Origin of the sequence: Paenibacillus sp. KS1, assembly GCF_001680695.1 — a bacterium.
GTDB classification, from domain to species: Bacteria; Bacillota; Bacilli; order Paenibacillales; family Paenibacillaceae; genus Paenibacillus_B; species Paenibacillus_B suaedae.
Genome location: NZ_MAIS01000035.1, coordinates 1 through 16,384, shown reverse-complemented (window position 1 = coordinate 16,384; position 16,384 = coordinate 1). Strand labels below are relative to the sequence as shown.

Genomic DNA, 16,384 nt, shown 5'->3' with positions numbered 1-16,384 from the left:
TCAAGTTGTGATGGCAATACGTGCTATGATACAATAATTTCGTGTCTTTGAGAGGAGGTTGGGGATGAATCGCTTTTTTAAGAACTCTGGTTTTTATCTGATTCTTTTTCTAGTCGTGGTCGGCATTGTCCAATTCATTGGCAACGGCGGAGAAGCCACGGAAACCCCGAGATATGACCAGTTTCGCAAAGAGTTAGCGGCCAACAATATAGACGAAATGACGATTCAATATGAAGGTCGGGCATATTTGGTCATCGGTAAATATAAGAAAATTCCAGATGGACAGAAATCTCAGCAGTTCGTAACGTATATTCCAGATAGCTCACCAGCTATTGAGGAGATTATGAAGGCCGATACGGCACAGCAATCCCTCAAGCTTACGTGGAAGAAGATGGAGGAGCAAAGCCTATGGCTGACGGTTCTGACTTCCTTCATTCCATTTGTGATCATGTTCATCCTGTTCTTCGTCTTCTTTAATCAAGCTCAGGGTGGCGGCGGCAAGGTCATGAATTTCGGCAAGAGCCGTGCTCGCTTGTATAATGAAGAGAAGAAGCGTGTTACCTTCGAGGATGTCGCAGGGGCGGATGAAGAGAAGCAGGAATTGGTCGAGGTCGTCGAATTCCTTAAGGATCCGCGCAAGTTCGCAGCACTCGGCGCACGCATACCGAAGGGCGTTCTTCTGAACGGTCCTCCAGGTACAGGTAAGACATTGCTTGCACGTGCTGTTGCAGGTGAAGCAGGAGTTCCTTTCTTCAGCATTTCAGGTTCTGACTTCGTTGAAATGTTCGTCGGTGTCGGTGCATCCCGTGTGCGTGACCTGTTCGAAAATGCGAAGAAAAATGCACCTTGTATTATCTTTATTGATGAAATCGATGCTGTTGGTCGTCAGCGCGGCGCCGGTCTTGGCGGCGGTCATGACGAGCGGGAGCAGACGCTTAACCAATTGCTCGTCGAGATGGACGGCTTCGGCGCCAATGAAGGAATCATCATTGTCGCAGCAACGAACCGACCGGATATTCTCGATCCAGCATTGCTCCGTCCAGGTCGTTTCGACCGTCAAATCACAGTGGATCGCCCTGACTTGAAGGGCCGGGAAGCTGTATTGAAGGTTCACGCGCGCAACAAGCCGCTGAACAAGGACGTGAAGCTGAATACAATTGCCAAGCGTACAACTGGATTTACGGGTGCCGACTTGGAGAACTTGCTGAACGAAGCAGCATTGCTTGCAGCGCGCAAAAACCATAAAGACATTACGATGACAGATGTGGACGAAGCAATCGACCGCGTTATCGTAGGTACAGAGAAGCGCAGCCGCATGATCAGCGATCGAGAAAAACGTATTGTCGCGTTCCATGAAGCCGGTCATACTATTATCGGATACTTCTTGGAACATGCAGATATGGTGCACAAGGTTACGATTATTCCTCGCGGACGTGCTGGCGGATACGTCATCATGCTGCCGAAGGAAGATCGTATGCTTACAACAAAGCAAGAGCTTCTGGACAGAGTTACAGGTTTGCTTGGTGGTCGGGTTGCTGAGGAATTGTTCATCGGCGAAATCGGCACAGGCGCTTATAGTGACTTCCAGCAAGCAACACGAATTGTGCGCAGCATGATTATGGAGTACGGCATGAGCGAGAAGCTCGGGCCAATGCAGTTCGGCAACCGTCAAGGAGAAGTATTCCTCGGTCGTGACCTTGGTCATGAACAGAACTACTCTGATGCGATTGCTTACGAAATCGATCAGGAGATGCAGCGTATCATGAACGAGTGCTACGAGCGTGCGAAGACATTGCTGACGAAGCATACTCGCGAAATGAACCTCATCGCCAATACATTGCTTGAGTTGGAGACACTCGAACTTGATCAAATCAAGCAATTGATCGAGAATGGCCACATCTCCGATAAGAAGTCGGATGGAGATGAGTCTGCTAGCACATCGGTGACAGGCGGCACATCTTCCAGTACGCCAATTATTGAGACAACTGGCGATGTGAAGGTGAACCTTGTTGGCAAGCCAGAGAAGCTTGGCCCTACGCAGTGGGATTCCCCAGCGGATGCTAAGCCGGAAGGCGACATTCCGAACGGAACCTCTCCAGAGGACTTCCGAAGCAATGAGCCACAGGCGGTTGAACGTCCAGATGCTCCTTCCGAGCAGTCAGAGACGAATACAGAAGCCACAGGCAATCCGGATGACAACAAGAACAACAACCAATAGAATAGCCCTCATTCGCCGATTCGGCGATTGTAAAGAGTGCACCATAGCGTGCACTCTTTTTTTATGCCTATTGAAATATTGACGCTGTCTCGATTGTGAATTGACACAGCCATAGGCGTTGTGTAAATTAAGTGTTAATGACTACAACAAGCGGGAGTCCATACGTGCAGATCATAATCACGGTTTTCGTGCCGTACTGCATGATAGATTTTTCACTTGGATGTGGGAGCTCGTGTCTGATGGAATGATGGAAGTTCTGTTGGTACGAGCGAACTATAACCTGTCATCGTACAACGTTGCCACCGTTGATGATGCGTCATGCAGGTGTTCTACTTTCCTGCTAGTTGCGTAAAGAATACATCAAGATTGAAGCAACGGGCGAGTTCACGCTCTACCGTTCGCGGCAAAGCGTTGATCGGTGTCGATGTCAATTCCGTATAAGCGTTTCCATGGTTATAACGGTCGACATCAATCTTGACTTGAATGCGAAGAAAGAGGGATAGAACTGTGATTCTCGTTATCGATGTAGGAAATACAAATATTGTTCTAGGTGTATATCAGCAGGAGACGCTGCAGCATTTTTGGAGGCTGTCTACGAATCGTCAAGCGACAGCGGATGAATATGGTGTCATGATCCACAACTTATTCTCACTGGCAGGGCTTTCGGTCAAGGATATCGACGGAGTTATTATCTCGTCTGTCGTTCCTCCGATTATGTCTACGATGGAACTCTTGTGTGAGACGTACTTGTACAAGACGCCGCTTATCGTAGGGCCAGGCGTGAAGACAGGGTTGAATATCCGATATGAAAACCCGCGTGAGGTTGGTGCAGACCGCATCGTGAACGCGGTTGCTGCCATCGACCAATACGGTGGTGAGATGCCGCTTGTAGTTGTCGATTTCGGTACAGCGACAACTTTTGATGTGATTGATGTGCAAGGCAATTACTTGGGCGGGGCAATCGTTCCGGGGATTGGCATCTCAACTGAGGCGCTCTATCAGCGTGCAGCGAAGCTCCCTCGTATTGAACTGACGAAGCCGAAGTCCGTTATTGGCCGCAATACGGTTCATTCCATGCAGGCAGGCATCATATTCGGATACGCCGGACAAGTTGATGGGATCGTGGATCGCATAAGCCAAGAACTAGGCGCACAACCTAAGGTCGTTGCAACGGGTGGCTTGGCGGAGCTCATTGCAAGCGAATCGCGTACAATTGATACGACGAATCCCTTGCTGACCCTTGAAGGACTGCGTCTCATTTACAATCGTAACCAATAATATAGAGAAATCGTTGTAAACTGTCATTCGTATTTAAAATATGTAAGGCAACAGGAGGCACTCATGGAAGAGAGCAAGCAACAACAGAACATCAATCAAGATACCGTGCAGGATATGCTTATCCGTGGGACTGGATTAGGTGGAAAGGTACGGATTTTTGCTGCGCGCACGACTAACTTGGTTAATGAGCTGCAACGTCGCCACGGTACATACCCAACAGCAACAGCTGCATTAGGGCGTACAGTAACGGCTGCTGCAATGATGGGTGCGATGCTGAAGGGCGAAGAGAAGCTTACGGTACAGGTGAAGGGTGATGGCCCCATTGGTCAGGTCGTTGCGGATGCCAACGCGCGTGGAGAGGTTCGCGGCTATGTGACACATCCCCAAGTTCATTTAGCAAGCAACTCAGAAGGTAAGCTGGATGTTGCGGGAGCAGTAGGCCGCAGCGGCTTCATTCACATTACGAAGGATCTAGGCTTGAAGGAGCCTTACCGTGGAAGCTCTCCGATTATTTCGGGAGAACTGGGTGAGGACTTTACGTATTACTTTGCAACATCGGAGCAGACGCCATCCGCAGTCGGGCTTGGCGTACTCGTAGACACTGACAATTCTGTACTACATGCAGGTGGATTTATTATTCAATTGCTGCCAGGCTTGTATGATGAAGAGATAACGAAGATTGAGCAATCGTTAAGCACATTGCCACCAGTAACAGCCTTGCTTGATCAAGGCATGGAGCTTGAAGAGCTGGTAACATGGATCGTGAAGGATGTTCATATCATGGATCGGATGCCGCTTGTGTTCCAATGCCAATGCTCAAGAGAACGCGTGGAAAGCACGCTTATTAGCTTAGGACAGGAAGAGCTGCGAGCGATTATAAATGAGGATCATAAAGCTGAAGTTGTATGTCATTTCTGCAACGAGGCGTATGCCTTCAACCGTGATGATCTTGAGAAGCTGGCTGCTGCGGCAGTAACGAAGAAGACGCAATCGTAAAGTAAGTGTAAGCACAGGCGTGCTACAAGGAAATATGAGGTAAGGGAAGCAAGCGATATGACGAGAGAAGTCAAGAGCTTATGGGGCTGTATTATTGTATTGTTTGCCTGTGTGATCGTGCTTGCAGGCATACTTATTTCACGGCTCGATGTTCCGGTCGGGCCCCCCGAGCCTGCTTCATCCGATTCCTCATCAGTCGTTGCGTCAGTTGGGTCGCATAAGATTACGCGTGCAGAGTGGAACAGAGAATTGGAGCAGCAGTACGGTGGGTTAGTACTGGAGCAGATGCTGACGAACCGAGCGGCTGAGCAGGAAGCGAAGTCGCTCGGGGTTGAGGTGACTTCTGAAGAAGTCACCCGAGAGATTAAGCGTCAAATGAAGGGTTATGAAAGTGAAGAGGCTTATTACCAAGCGATGAAAGAACAACTAGGAATGAGTCCGGAACAATTAAGCCAAGACATGCGCAATCAACTTCTATTGGAAAAAATCGCAACGTACGGCATTGATATCGGTGATGCTGATATTGACGAGTACATGCGTGAACATAAGGGTGAATACGAGCCAATCAACTCCTATCAAATGGCACATATCACAGTATCGAACGTCGCTGACGCGGAAGCAATTATTGGCCGCATTAAGCAAGGCGAATCTTTCGGTTTCCTTGCAGGTGAGTTCTCTCTTGACTCCTTCTCTTCACAGCAGGGTGGGAGAATAGGGTGGATTGATGAGGATGATCCATTCATCGATCACGCGGAACTGAACCAAGTGTCCTTGATGGAAGTAGGCGATACTTCGAAGCCGGTTAAGATTAAGGATGGATATGCGATTATCCAGCTTACTGGCAAGAAGGAAGTAAGGCCTGAACAACATGATGAGATGCGTGAGCGTATTCGCAAAGAAATCGCGCTGGAGAAGTCTCCTCCATTAGTACAATGGAGAAAAGCGCTCCGAGAGAAATACGGCGCGGCAATTGCAGATGCAGCCTTTTCATCACAGTAAGTGGTGACATGAATAGCAGTCCGTCCGAATAAGATGGTTTATTCGGGCGGGCTTTTTGTTGTTTTTCAGACAGAGAACGAGAAAACTTGGAATATTTTTGAGTAGGTCTATTGACATTCGACTATCGGCTTGCTAATATAAATTAAAACCTAGTGAATTAGTCGGAAATATTTCAATTCCTATTAACCTGTGGGAGGGCTCTCTATGCCAAGAATCGTCAATAGCGTGACCGAACTAATCGGGGATACTCCACTTGTACGCCTGAATCGAATTGTACCAGAAGATAGCGCCGAAATTTATGGGAAGCTGGAATATCAGAATCCGGGCTCCAGTGTCAAAGACCGGATCGCAATAAGTATGATCGAGGTAGCCGAACAGGAAGGCATATTGAAGCCGGGAGATACCATTGTAGAGCCTACGAGCGGCAATACGGGCATTGGGCTTGCAATGGTAGCTGCTGCGAAGGGATATAAGGCCATATTGGTTATGCCTGAGACGATGAGCATTGAGCGCCGCAATCTCCTGCGCGCATATGGGGCTGAGCTTGTGCTTACTCCGGGGGCAGAAGGAATGAATGGTGCGGTTCGCAAGGCTGAAGAGCTGGCACAAGAGAACCCTACTTATTTTATCCCGCAACAATTCAAGAACCAAGCGAACGTCAAGATTCATCGGGAGACGACAGGTCCAGAAATTGTTGAAGCGATTCAATCGCTCGATGGCAAGCTGGATGCGTTTATCGCTGGCATTGGCACAGGGGGGACAATCTCTGGTGCTGGTGAAGTGCTGAAGGAGAACTTCCCCGGCATTCAAATTGCAGCAGTAGAGCCAGCCTCATCTCCATTATTGTCTGGAGGCAAGCCAGGCCCGCACAAAATCCAAGGGATTGGGGCAAACTTCGTACCTGATATATTGAACCGTGAGATTTATGATCGAATTATTACGGTTGAGAATGAAGACGCATTTGAGATAGCGCGTCGTGTTGCGAAGGAAGAAGGCATCTTAGTCGGCATCTCCTCGGGGGCAGCGATTTATGCTGCATTGCAGCTTGCGAAGGAATTGGGAGTCGGCAAGCGTATTGTTGCAGTCGTACCAAGCAACGGCGAACGTTATTTAAGCACACCGTTATTTAATTTCGAAGATTAAGGAATGAATACATCCCCTCATCCAGTTGCGTACTTGGAAGCATAATGCTTCTGTACGATAGCTGAGATGAGGGGATTTTTATATGGAGGGAAATGCAGAAAATGTAAGTGGTTCATCTTTTCATCCGTAGTCTCATTGTTTATACTAATCAGTAATCCGATAATGATTATCATCCAAGGAGAGTTGGGATCGATAAGCAGGGATGATGGACTAGGGTGGAGAGGTGGTCATATGGTTCAATCAACAGTAGCAAGGGGACAGGCGCTTATCGCACAAGAGCAATGGCGCTGTTATATCGATAATCAATACACGATCCTTCCGTACGTGGTTAAGTATGAATTGCAGGAAGGAAGTACGCACATTCCTTCTTGGGAATCGGCATGGGCAGATGCAGGGCAGAGCACCTTCGTACTGGAGAGCGGGAAGGGTGGACGCTATACGATTGTGGGGTTAGACCCCGTATCTATGATTAGAGGGAAGGGGTATTCTGCACACATCGTCCTGTCAGACGGAAATGAACAGGTACGCGAGGGAGCTCCGTTAGATTTGGTGAAGGAATGGATGTCGCCTTACCGTGGGCCGCGCATAGAGGGGCTTCCAAAGTTCACTGGGGGATGTGTCGGCTATATAAGCTACGACATTGCTAGATCCATTGAGCGGCTCCCCGAATTGGCGGCGGATGATTTGAATCTTCCCGATTATGTGTTTATGCAAATGAATGAGCTATGGATTGTCGATCATGAGGAACAAGCGCTATACTGTGCGGTAATGACGGAGGTTGATCCAAGCGCCTCACCTGCGTACAAGCACCAAATGAAGGAGGATAAGTCCTCCACTCAGACCGCCGAATCCAGATATGAGGAATGGGTATCTATCCACTATGAGATTGCTTACCAGCGTGCAGATAAGTTGAAGAAGCGCTGGGATGTCTGGTGGGAATCTTGCCGTACGGATGAGGCGAAGCAGGCCGCTGAGCTTCGTCGCCGCTGTCTGAAGGAAGGCAATCTTCTCGATGTGGATGTGCTGGAAGGTGTACAGACGGCATTCCCGAAGGGGGATTTCGAGGAGGCTGTACGGCAGATTCAGCAATATATTGGTCAAGGTGATGTCTTTCAAGTAAACCTGTCCATGAGACAGATGCGCGCGCTGCGTGAAACTCCGGAACGGCTCTATGAATGGTTGAGGGTGCTTAACCCATCTCCATACATGGGACTGCTTCGTTTCCCTGACTTCCAGCTTGTATCTTGTTCCCCCGAGCTCCTGGTTGGCCTGAAGGATGGGGAAGTGAGCACTCGTCCGATTGCAGGCACGAGACGGAGAGGGCATACCCCGGAAGAGGATGCCCGCATGGCAGAAGAGTTGCGTACGAATGAGAAGGAGCAGGCCGAGCATATTATGCTCGTTGATCTAGAGCGCAATGATGTTGGACGCATATCGGAATACGGCTCTGTGCGGGTGGATGAGTTAATGACAATTGAGTATTACTCGCATGTTATGCATTTGGTTTCTGAGGTGAAAGGGAAGCTGGCGGCCGGCAAAGACGCCTTCGACGTGCTGCGAGCGACATTCCCTGGAGGGACGATTACAGGAGCTCCGAAAGTGAGAACGATGGAAATCATCGAAGAATTGGAGCCAGTACGAAGAGGGCCATATACGGGATCATTCGGCTGGATTGACTATAATGGCGACATGGAATTTAATATAATTATCCGCACCATGACCGTGAAGGATGGTGTAGGTCATATTCAGGCGGGAGCGGGCATTGTTATTGATTCCGATCCAGCGCGTGAATATAAGGAGAGCTGGAACAAGGCGAAGGCTTTGTGGAAGGCAGTACAGTTGAGCGAACGCGACATGATGGAGCGGGGAGACTAGATTAGGTAAGGCATGCCGCCAGGCATGGCCGAGAGAGGATGAGCTTAGCATGATACTTGTTATCGACAATTATGATTCTTTTACGTATAACTTGGTTCAATATTTAGGGGAGCTTGGGGAGCAGGTGGAAGTATACCGCAATGACGAAATCGACATTGAAGGCATTGAGAAGCTGCAACCGGATCATCTGCTGCTGTCACCTGGGCCGTGCACCCCGAACGAAGCAGGAATAACACTTGATGTCATTGCACATTTCAAGGGCAAGATCCCTATCTTCGGTGTATGCTTAGGTCATCAGGCAATTGGACAGGCATTCGGCGGGAAGGTTGTCCGTGCACAGCGATTGATGCACGGGAAGACATCCCCAATCTATCATGAGGGACAGTCGGTGTTTGAAGAGTTGCCAAGCACGTTTACAGCAACTCGCTATCATTCCTTATTGGTGGAGCGGGAGTCGCTGCCAGAATGTCTCGAGATTACGGCTTCTACGGAAGAAGGCGAAATTATGGGGCTTCGGCATAGAGAATATCCGATTGAAGGTGTCCAATTCCACCCGGAGTCGATCATTACGGATTACGGGCATCAGATGCTGCGCAACTTTTTAAAGTCGAAGGCGAGCGTATAATGGATGTTATCGGTTGGAATGGGAAGGTAGTACCTGTTGATCAAGCCGCGGTTTCTGTCATGGACCACGGCTTTTTATACGGCATGACCTTGTTTGAAACGATGCGCACCTACGATGGGAAGCCCTTCTTGTTGGAGCGGCATATGGAGCGGTTGACATCGGCTTGCAGAGTGCTTGGTATCGACTATGTAGTGGATATGGGGCAGGTTGAACGTCATATTCGAGAAGTGATGGATGCGAACGGCCTGATGGAGGCATATATTCGTTACACCTTAAGTGCGGGCGAGAATGGTTTTGGCCTGCCACAGGAAGCGTATACGCATCCGAATGTGTTAGTGCTTGTGAAGTCGCTGCCTGCCTTGCAGGAAGAAATGTATGAATGCGGCAAGCCATTGCAACTGCTTCGTACACGGCGGAGCGGGCCCGAGACAGACGTTCGCTTTAAGTCGGGACAATATATGAATAATATCGTCGCTAAGCGGGAGTTATCACAAATGGATTCATCCGTATTAGGAGCTGAGGGGCTCATGCTGGATTGCAATGGACATGTATCCGAAGGCATCGTGAGCAATGTGTTTTTTGTTCAAGATGGTCGTCTGTACACACCAGATGTATCGACCGGCATTCTGCCTGGTATTACAAGGCAGTGGGTCATGGAGCTGGCGGGCCAGGCAGGTATGCATGTGGAGGAAGGTAAGTATGGCTGGGAACAGCTATGGAAGGCAGATGAAGTATTCCTGACAACCTCCATTCAGGAACTTGTACCGGTGACGATTCTTGTCGATGCGGAAGGTGAGAAGAGACAGGTGGGCGACGGACGGATAGGAACTTGTACGCGTGAGCTTCTGAATCTGTATCGCACCTCTACAGTTCACAGGATGTAGGTAAACGAGATTGATTTAGAGAGTGCATGAAACTTGCGAATAGTAAGTTCCGATATGTCAGGTGACGACGGGATAAGAAATTTTAAGTTGGATCACTACGATGGCAGGGTGGGGGATGCGTATATGTTGCAGCCAACATTTTGGAAGCACACGTATAAATGGAATCAAGCAGAATTAATACTGGGCAACCGTACCTTGGTGCAAGGGATATTGAATGTTACGCCGGACTCCTTCTCCGACGGAGGATGTTATGATCGGATTGATCGTGCAATCGAGCATGCCAAGGAAATGGTCGCGCAAGGAGTAGACATTATCGATATAGGCGGAGAGTCAACGCGCCCTGGTCATGAACCGGTCGGAGAAGCAGAGGAACTGCGCCGCGTTATTCCCGTTATAGAGGCGCTTCATGAGGCAATGCCTCATATCCCATTGTCCATCGATACGTACAAGGCGGAAGTCGGTAGACAAGCGTTAGAAGCGGGAGCTCATATTTTGAATGATATTTGGGGCTGCAAGCGGGAGCCGGAGATGGCACGTGTTGCAGCTTCCTATGACTGTCCCATCATTTTAATGCATAACCGTCCTGAACGGAATTATGAGCAGTATGTGGATGATGTGAAGCGGGATTTGCTGGAGAGTGTGGCGATTGCCAAGGCAGCAGGTGTCGAAGAACGAAATATTTGGCTGGATCCGGGGATTGGTTTTGCCAAGGACTACGAGGATAACTTGGAACTCATGCATCATTTGGATGAGCTTGTTGAGCTTGGGTACCCAGTATTGCTGGGAACTTCACGCAAGCGGTTCATCCGTGAGACACTGCAGCTTCCAGTGGATGCTCTTATTCAAGGGACGGCAGCTACGGTTGTGTTGGGAGTAGCCCAAGGCTGCCAAATTGTGCGGGTACACGATGTATCAGAAATCGTTCAGACCGTTCGGATGTGTGATGCTATGCTGTATCCAAGAGAACGGAATGGAGCCGCAGAGAAGTAATGGTGTGACATTACCCTATTTTGGCATAGAAGGGGAGTATATTCATGGTGAATACGAAAGTATCGAAACCTGACCGTATGCAGTTGCATCGGATTGAATTGTTCGGGCGGCATGGTGTATTCGAAGAGGAACGGAGATTGGGTCAGCGCTGGATTGTCGATCTTGACTTGCAAATAGATCTGCGCACGGCTGGCAAATCTGATCAGCTTGAGCATTCGATCAATTATGCCGAAATCTATAATACAGTGAAGCAGATTGTTGAAGAAGAGTCCTATCAGCTTGTCGAAGCATTGACAGAACGTATTGCAGCCGTCCTATTGGAGCAATATGCATTGATTTCAGAAGCAACAGTACGCGTAACGAAGCCGAACCCGCCGTTCGATATACATTTCCAAGGCGTAACGATTGAGATGACGAGAGTACGGGCGGAATCGAGTTCAAGCGGGAGCGGGGCATAGCAGATGGATGGAATGAAGACGGATTTCTCCGGTAGCGAGCTTGAGAAAGCAGGAATGGATTACAATCCAGTGACACATACTGGAGAGCAGACTGCTTATATTGCACTAGGTGCAAATATTGGTGAGCGGGAGCGGGCCTTGTATGATGCGTTGACACATCTTCAAGCTCAGGAGAAAATTCAAGTTGTTCGATGTTCTGCGATTTACGAGACAGATCCGGTTGGATATGAGGATCAGCCTGCCTTTCTAAACATGACAGCTTGTGTTCGGCCAACGTTGCAGCCTGATGAACTGCTGATGGCGATGCTTGCGATTGAGAAGCAAATGGGGCGAGTGCGGGATATTCGCTGGGGCCCGCGCGTCATTGATTTGGATTTACTATGGATGGGCGATACTTCATGGAATACCGACCTGCTTACATTGCCGCATCCTCGTATGGGAGAGCGGCTGTTCGTACTCGTGCCGCTTGCTGATATTGTTCCGGAGTCGGCTGTCGAATTGCACGCATTCGTTCATCATGCCTTGGGAACACTGGATGGGAAGGAAGGTATTCGGAAGTGGAGTCCTTGCAAGTGGCCAAGCGAATCCGGGCTTTCCGCAAGCTTCGGGGATTGACGCAGCAGCAGCTGTCTGAACGCGTGCGCATCTCAGTATCTGTGCTCGGTGAAATTGAGCGGGGAAATCGGCAGATTGATGAGCAGATAATGAAAGAAATATGCAAGCAATTAAATATTTCACATGATGAACTGGCATCACCGGGTTCCTTTCGGTAAAATGGAACATTGGTAATCCTGTTTTGTATAGATAACCGTGTGGCATATCAGCCATATGGATAGGGATAGAGTTGAAAGGAGTGCGAGCAATGCTGAAAATTGCAAATATAGAAATGAAAAACCAAGTCGTGCTTGCGCCCATGGCTGGGGTGTGCAACCCTGCCTTCCGCCTCATTGCGAAGGAATTCGGATGCGGACTCGTATGCGCAGAAATGGTTAGTGACAAGGCGCTTGTTCACGGCAATGAGCGTACTCGTGAGATGCTGTATGTAGATGATAGGGAGAAGCCGCTTAGTCTGCAGATTTTTGGCGGGGATCGCAAATCTCTCGTTGAAGCTGCCAAAATTGTCGATAAAGATTCAAATGCCGATATTATTGATATCAATATGGGTTGCCCTGTACCGAAGGTAACAAAATGCGATGCAGGCGCTCGCTGGCTTCTTAACCCGGAGAAGATCTATGAGATGGTGTCGGCCGTTGTTGATGCTGTAGATAAACCGGTTACGGTGAAGATGCGAATCGGCTGGGATCACGATCACATTTATGTAGTGGAGAATGCCAAAGCTGTTGAGCGTGCTGGTGGTCAAGCGGTCAGTGTACATGGGCGCACACGCGAGCAGCTGTATACGGGTCAAGCGGACTGGAGCTATATTCGCCAAGTTAAGGAAAATGTCTCGATTCCGGTTATCGGCAACGGGGATGTGTTCACTCCGGAAGACGCGAAGCGTATGCTGGAAGAGACGGGATGCGACGGCGTCATGATTGGACGCGGTGCACTCGGCAATCCGTGGATGCTGTATCGCACGATTGAATATTTGACGACAGGAGAGCTGCTCCCAGATCCGTCGGCAGAAGAGAAAGTTCGTATTGCGCTTGTTCATATGGATCGCCTCATTGCACTTAAGGGGGAGCAGGTGGCGGTGAAGGAGATGCGTAAGCATCTGGCATGGTACTTGAAGGGATTGCCTTCTGCCGCGCGTGTGAAGGATGCCATCATGGAAGAGACACGCCGTGATGAAGTTGCCCGCATGCTGGAGGAGTATGTACGTCAAGTGAATGAGAAGCAAGAAGCTGAATCAACGGTTCAGTAATTGCTGCAATAGAAGCTGTTACGGGCGCATGTTCAGGGGATCGAAGCGTTTTCAAGGGCATGTACGGTCTCATTGACTTTTGCAAATCCATCCCATATAATTCAACAATAGAAAATTGGCCTCGGGCTTGGTGTATATTACACGACTATGTATGACAAAGAACGACCAAGTTGTGGAGTCATGATGTGGCAATCAAGCCATATGATGAACTATAGCATTCGCATCGGCTGCATTCGCATCGATCGTTGTTAGCAGCCCTGAGGCTGGATGCGAAATATATCATGACAGGAGAATCGGTAAGATGAGCGATAAAGAAGTCATTCTGACCCAGGACGGTCTGAAGAAGCTGGAGGATGAGCTTGAAAACCTCAAATCCGTTAAACGTCGTGAAGTGGCAGAGCGGATTAAAGTAGCGATCGGCTACGGCGACATCAGCGAGAACTCCGAATATGAAGATGCGAAGAATGAACAAGCATTCATTGAAGGTCGTATCATTACATTGGAAAAAATGCTTCGCAACGCACGGATCATTAACAACGATGACATTGACACAGATCTTGTAAGCATTGGTTCGACGGTAATCGTTGAGGATTTGGAATTCGGCGACAAGATGGAATATACAATTGTCGGTACTGCTGAATCCGATCCATTGAAGAACCGGATTTCGAATGAAAGCCCGGTAGGCAAGGCAATTTTGGGCAAGCAAAAGGGCACAACTGTGGACGTGAACGTTCCTGCAGGCGTGATTCAATACAAAATTCTCGAGATTAAGCGCTAATCGGCTGCGGCTAAGCATCTTGTGGCGTCAAGCATGAGAAGTTGGGATGAAAGCTTCCATACATGGAAGCTTTTTTCACCAATCGGCGGTGTGAGGAAGTGAGGACATTGTCCCCTTTTTTTCATGAAAAGAAATGAAAGAACGTGAAAGCATAAGTGCCGTTCCCAAGCATTTATCATACATCATGGAATATTTCGATTTAATTATACAAGGAGTGGAGTGTAATGACGGACGTCGTCAATCAAGAAACGGAATTAAGTGAATTGCTGCAAATTCGCCGCAACAAATTGGACGAGCTTCGCAAGCTGGGCGTAGATCCGTTCGGAACAAAATATGAGCGTACAGCAACTGCAAAAGAAGTGCTCGATAAGTATGATGGGATGGAGAAGGATGAGCTCCAAGAAGCAGGTGTAGAGGTTAGCCTTGCAGGACGTATCATGGCTAAGCGCGGCATGGGTAAAGCTAGCTTCGCGCACATCCAGGACTTGTCCGGCCGTATTCAAATTTATGTTCGTCAAGATACAATCGATGAGAAAAAATTTGAAGCTTACAGCCTGCTTGACCTAGGTGACATCATTGGTGTTCGTGGTACGGTATTCAAGACGAAGACAGGTGAATTGTCCATTAAAGTGCTGGAGCTTGAGATTTTGTCGAAGTCGCTCTTGCCGCTTCCAGAGAAATACCATGGCCTGAAGGACGTGGAAATGCGTTACCGTCAGCGCTATGTTGACTTGATTATGAACCCGGATGTTCAGCAGACGTTCGTCACTCGCTCGCGTATTATTCAATCGATGCGTCGCTATTTGGATTCCCATGGATACTTGGAAGTGGAGACACCAACACTCCATGCAATCGCTGGTGGTGCGGCAGCACGTCCGTTCATCACGCATCATAATGCACTCGACATGACACTCTACATGCGTATTGCGATTGAGCTCCACTTGAAGCGCTTGATCGTGGGCGGATTGGAGAAAGTGTACGAAATAGGCCGCGTATATCGCAACGAAGGGATTTCAACACGTCACAATCCGGAATTCACAATGATTGAATTGTATGAGGCATATGCAGATTACAACGATATCATGAACCTGACGGAAAATCTGGTTGCGCATATTGCGCAAGAAGTGTTGGGGACAACGAAGATTCAGTATCAGAACCACGAAGTTGATCTGACGCCGCAATGGCGCCGTGTAACGATGGTGGATGCAGTTAAAGAAGTGACAGGTGTTGATTTCTCCGCACAGATGACAGACGAAGAGGCGCATCGTGTTGCGAAGGAACATAATGTGAAGGTAGAGCCGCACCATACATTCGGTCATATTCTGAATGCATTCTTCGAAGAATTCGTAGAAGAAACGTTGATTCAGCCAACATTCGTTACGGGCCATCCGGTTGAAATTTCTCCGCTTGCGAAGAAGAACGACAAGGATCCACGCTTCACAGATCGCTTCGAGTTGTTCATCGTTGCGCGTGAACATGCAAATGCATTCTCAGAGCTTAATGATCCAATCGATCAGCGTCAACGCTTTGAGGCGCAATTGGAAGAGCGTGAGCATGGTAACGATGAAGCACATGAAATGGACGATGACTTCATTCGTGCATTGGAATACGGCATGCCGCCAACAGGTGGACTTGGTATCGGTGTAGATCGCCTCGTTATGCTGCTTACGAATGCGCCGTCTATTCGTGACGTACTGTTGTTCCCTCACATGCGTGAGCGCAGCAACTAAGATAAATGTACATTAGTAAGGATCGCTCCTAGGTTTAGGCCTAGGTTCGATCCTTTTTTAATTCGTTCGGAGATAGCTACTATTCCATTAGAAAGAAGGTAAAGATGTAATGAATAACTAGTTTCATTTCAATTACGGTGATCGTATGCGGTTGAATCATCAGGTATAGCGATGAAATATGTAGAAGTGTCATGGGACTACACTGAAGAAGTCGGGTGTTTGCACTGGATGTAGGAAAATGAAAGAACATGTATGCTCGGATGAATGAAGATGATAGGATGGATGTTACTTGTGATCTAGTGCGGCATGCAGATAGCTGCTGCTATTATTGTGTACAATCATGAATATAGCCTTTAGCTGTGTAAAACAGGGGGAAAGGGGGTAGTTATAAGTGAGGACAATTGAAATATGAATCACGAAAAAGCCTTTTGTAGAGCGGTTTTATGCACAGTTCAATAGGGGAGATTGTATAAAATTGAAATAGTAATTTTTTACCTGTTGCATACTATTGGTGGTCGTGATATATTATATGAGTCGCCGCTGAGA

Annotated in this window: 15 protein-coding genes; all 15 read left to right on the top strand. The window is 48.4% G+C overall.

All coding sequences use genetic code 11. The annotated features are described in order from the left end of the window. Positions 1-64 precede the first annotated feature (64 nt). The 15 genes from ftsH (at position 65) to lysS (ending at position 15,838) form a co-directional block, all read left to right on the top strand. Complete coding sequence (ftsH, locus tag BBG47_RS13555; RefSeq protein ID WP_065292145.1) at positions 65-2,218, top strand: ATP-dependent zinc metalloprotease FtsH; 2,154 nt, start codon at positions 65-67, stop codon at positions 2,216-2,218. A gap of 507 nt (positions 2,219-2,725) precedes the next feature. Continuing rightward, the gene (locus tag BBG47_RS13550) at positions 2,726-3,496 is read left to right on the top strand and encodes a type III pantothenate kinase (RefSeq protein ID WP_021255197.1); all 771 of its coding nucleotides are present in this window, start codon (positions 2,726-2,728) and stop codon (positions 3,494-3,496) included. 63 nt (positions 3,497-3,559) lie between these two features. Continuing rightward, entirely contained in the window at positions 3,560-4,492 is a 933-nt protein-coding gene (hslO, locus tag BBG47_RS13545; RefSeq protein WP_065292144.1) for an Hsp33 family molecular chaperone HslO, read from the top strand. A gap of 57 nt (positions 4,493-4,549) precedes the next feature. Beyond that, positions 4,550-5,491: a SurA N-terminal domain-containing protein gene (locus tag BBG47_RS13540; RefSeq protein ID WP_065292143.1), complete on the top strand. Its 942-nt coding sequence runs from the start codon at positions 4,550-4,552 to the stop codon at positions 5,489-5,491. A 204-nt stretch (positions 5,492-5,695) separates the two neighbouring features. Next, on the top strand, positions 5,696-6,634 hold the full coding sequence (gene cysK / locus BBG47_RS13535) for a cysteine synthase A (RefSeq protein WP_065292142.1): 939 nt from the start codon (positions 5,696-5,698) through the stop codon (positions 6,632-6,634). Between the two features lie 231 nt (positions 6,635-6,865). After that, positions 6,866-8,509 carry an anthranilate synthase component I family protein gene (locus tag BBG47_RS13530; protein WP_065292141.1) on the top strand — a complete coding sequence of 548 codons (1,644 nt, stop codon included), beginning with the start codon at positions 6,866-6,868 and terminating at the stop codon, positions 8,507-8,509. Positions 8,510-8,558: 49 nt separating this feature from the next. Continuing rightward, entirely contained in the window at positions 8,559-9,134 is a 576-nt protein-coding gene (gene pabA / locus BBG47_RS13525) for an aminodeoxychorismate/anthranilate synthase component II (protein ID WP_065292140.1), read from the top strand. Further along, a complete protein-coding gene (locus BBG47_RS13520) occupies positions 9,134-10,018 on the top strand; it encodes an aminotransferase class IV (protein ID WP_065292139.1) in 885 nt (294 codons plus the stop codon). The genes pabA and BBG47_RS13520 overlap by 1 nt, the downstream gene beginning before the upstream one ends. A gap of 123 nt (positions 10,019-10,141) precedes the next feature. Continuing rightward, positions 10,142-11,008, top strand: coding sequence for a dihydropteroate synthase (gene folP, locus BBG47_RS13515; protein WP_028532534.1), 867 nt, complete (start codon positions 10,142-10,144; stop codon positions 11,006-11,008). A gap of 44 nt (positions 11,009-11,052) precedes the next feature. Beyond that, complete coding sequence (gene folB / locus BBG47_RS13510) at positions 11,053-11,466, top strand: dihydroneopterin aldolase (protein ID WP_065292138.1); 414 nt, start codon at positions 11,053-11,055, stop codon at positions 11,464-11,466. A 54-nt stretch (positions 11,467-11,520) separates the two neighbouring features. Beyond that, positions 11,521-12,081 (top strand): 2-amino-4-hydroxy-6-hydroxymethyldihydropteridine diphosphokinase, encoded by a 561-nt coding sequence (folK, locus tag BBG47_RS13505; protein ID WP_065292170.1) that lies wholly within the window; start codon positions 11,521-11,523, stop codon positions 12,079-12,081. After that, entirely contained in the window at positions 12,039-12,239 is a 201-nt protein-coding gene (locus BBG47_RS13500; protein WP_021255207.1) for a helix-turn-helix domain-containing protein, read from the top strand. Before folK ends, BBG47_RS13500 begins: the two co-directional genes overlap by 43 nt. An 89-nt stretch (positions 12,240-12,328) precedes the next feature. Then, positions 12,329-13,330, top strand: a complete 1,002-nt coding sequence (gene dusB, locus BBG47_RS13495; protein WP_021255208.1) for a tRNA dihydrouridine synthase DusB — start codon at positions 12,329-12,331, stop codon at positions 13,328-13,330. A 301-nt stretch (positions 13,331-13,631) separates the two neighbouring features. Next, positions 13,632-14,108 carry a transcription elongation factor GreA gene (gene greA / locus BBG47_RS13490; protein ID WP_021255209.1) on the top strand — a complete coding sequence of 159 codons (477 nt, stop codon included), beginning with the start codon at positions 13,632-13,634 and terminating at the stop codon, positions 14,106-14,108. A 224-nt stretch (positions 14,109-14,332) separates the two neighbouring features. Beyond that, positions 14,333-15,838 (top strand): lysine--tRNA ligase, encoded by a 1,506-nt coding sequence (gene lysS / locus BBG47_RS13485; RefSeq protein ID WP_065292137.1) that lies wholly within the window; start codon positions 14,333-14,335, stop codon positions 15,836-15,838. Positions 15,839-16,384 lie beyond the last annotated feature (546 nt).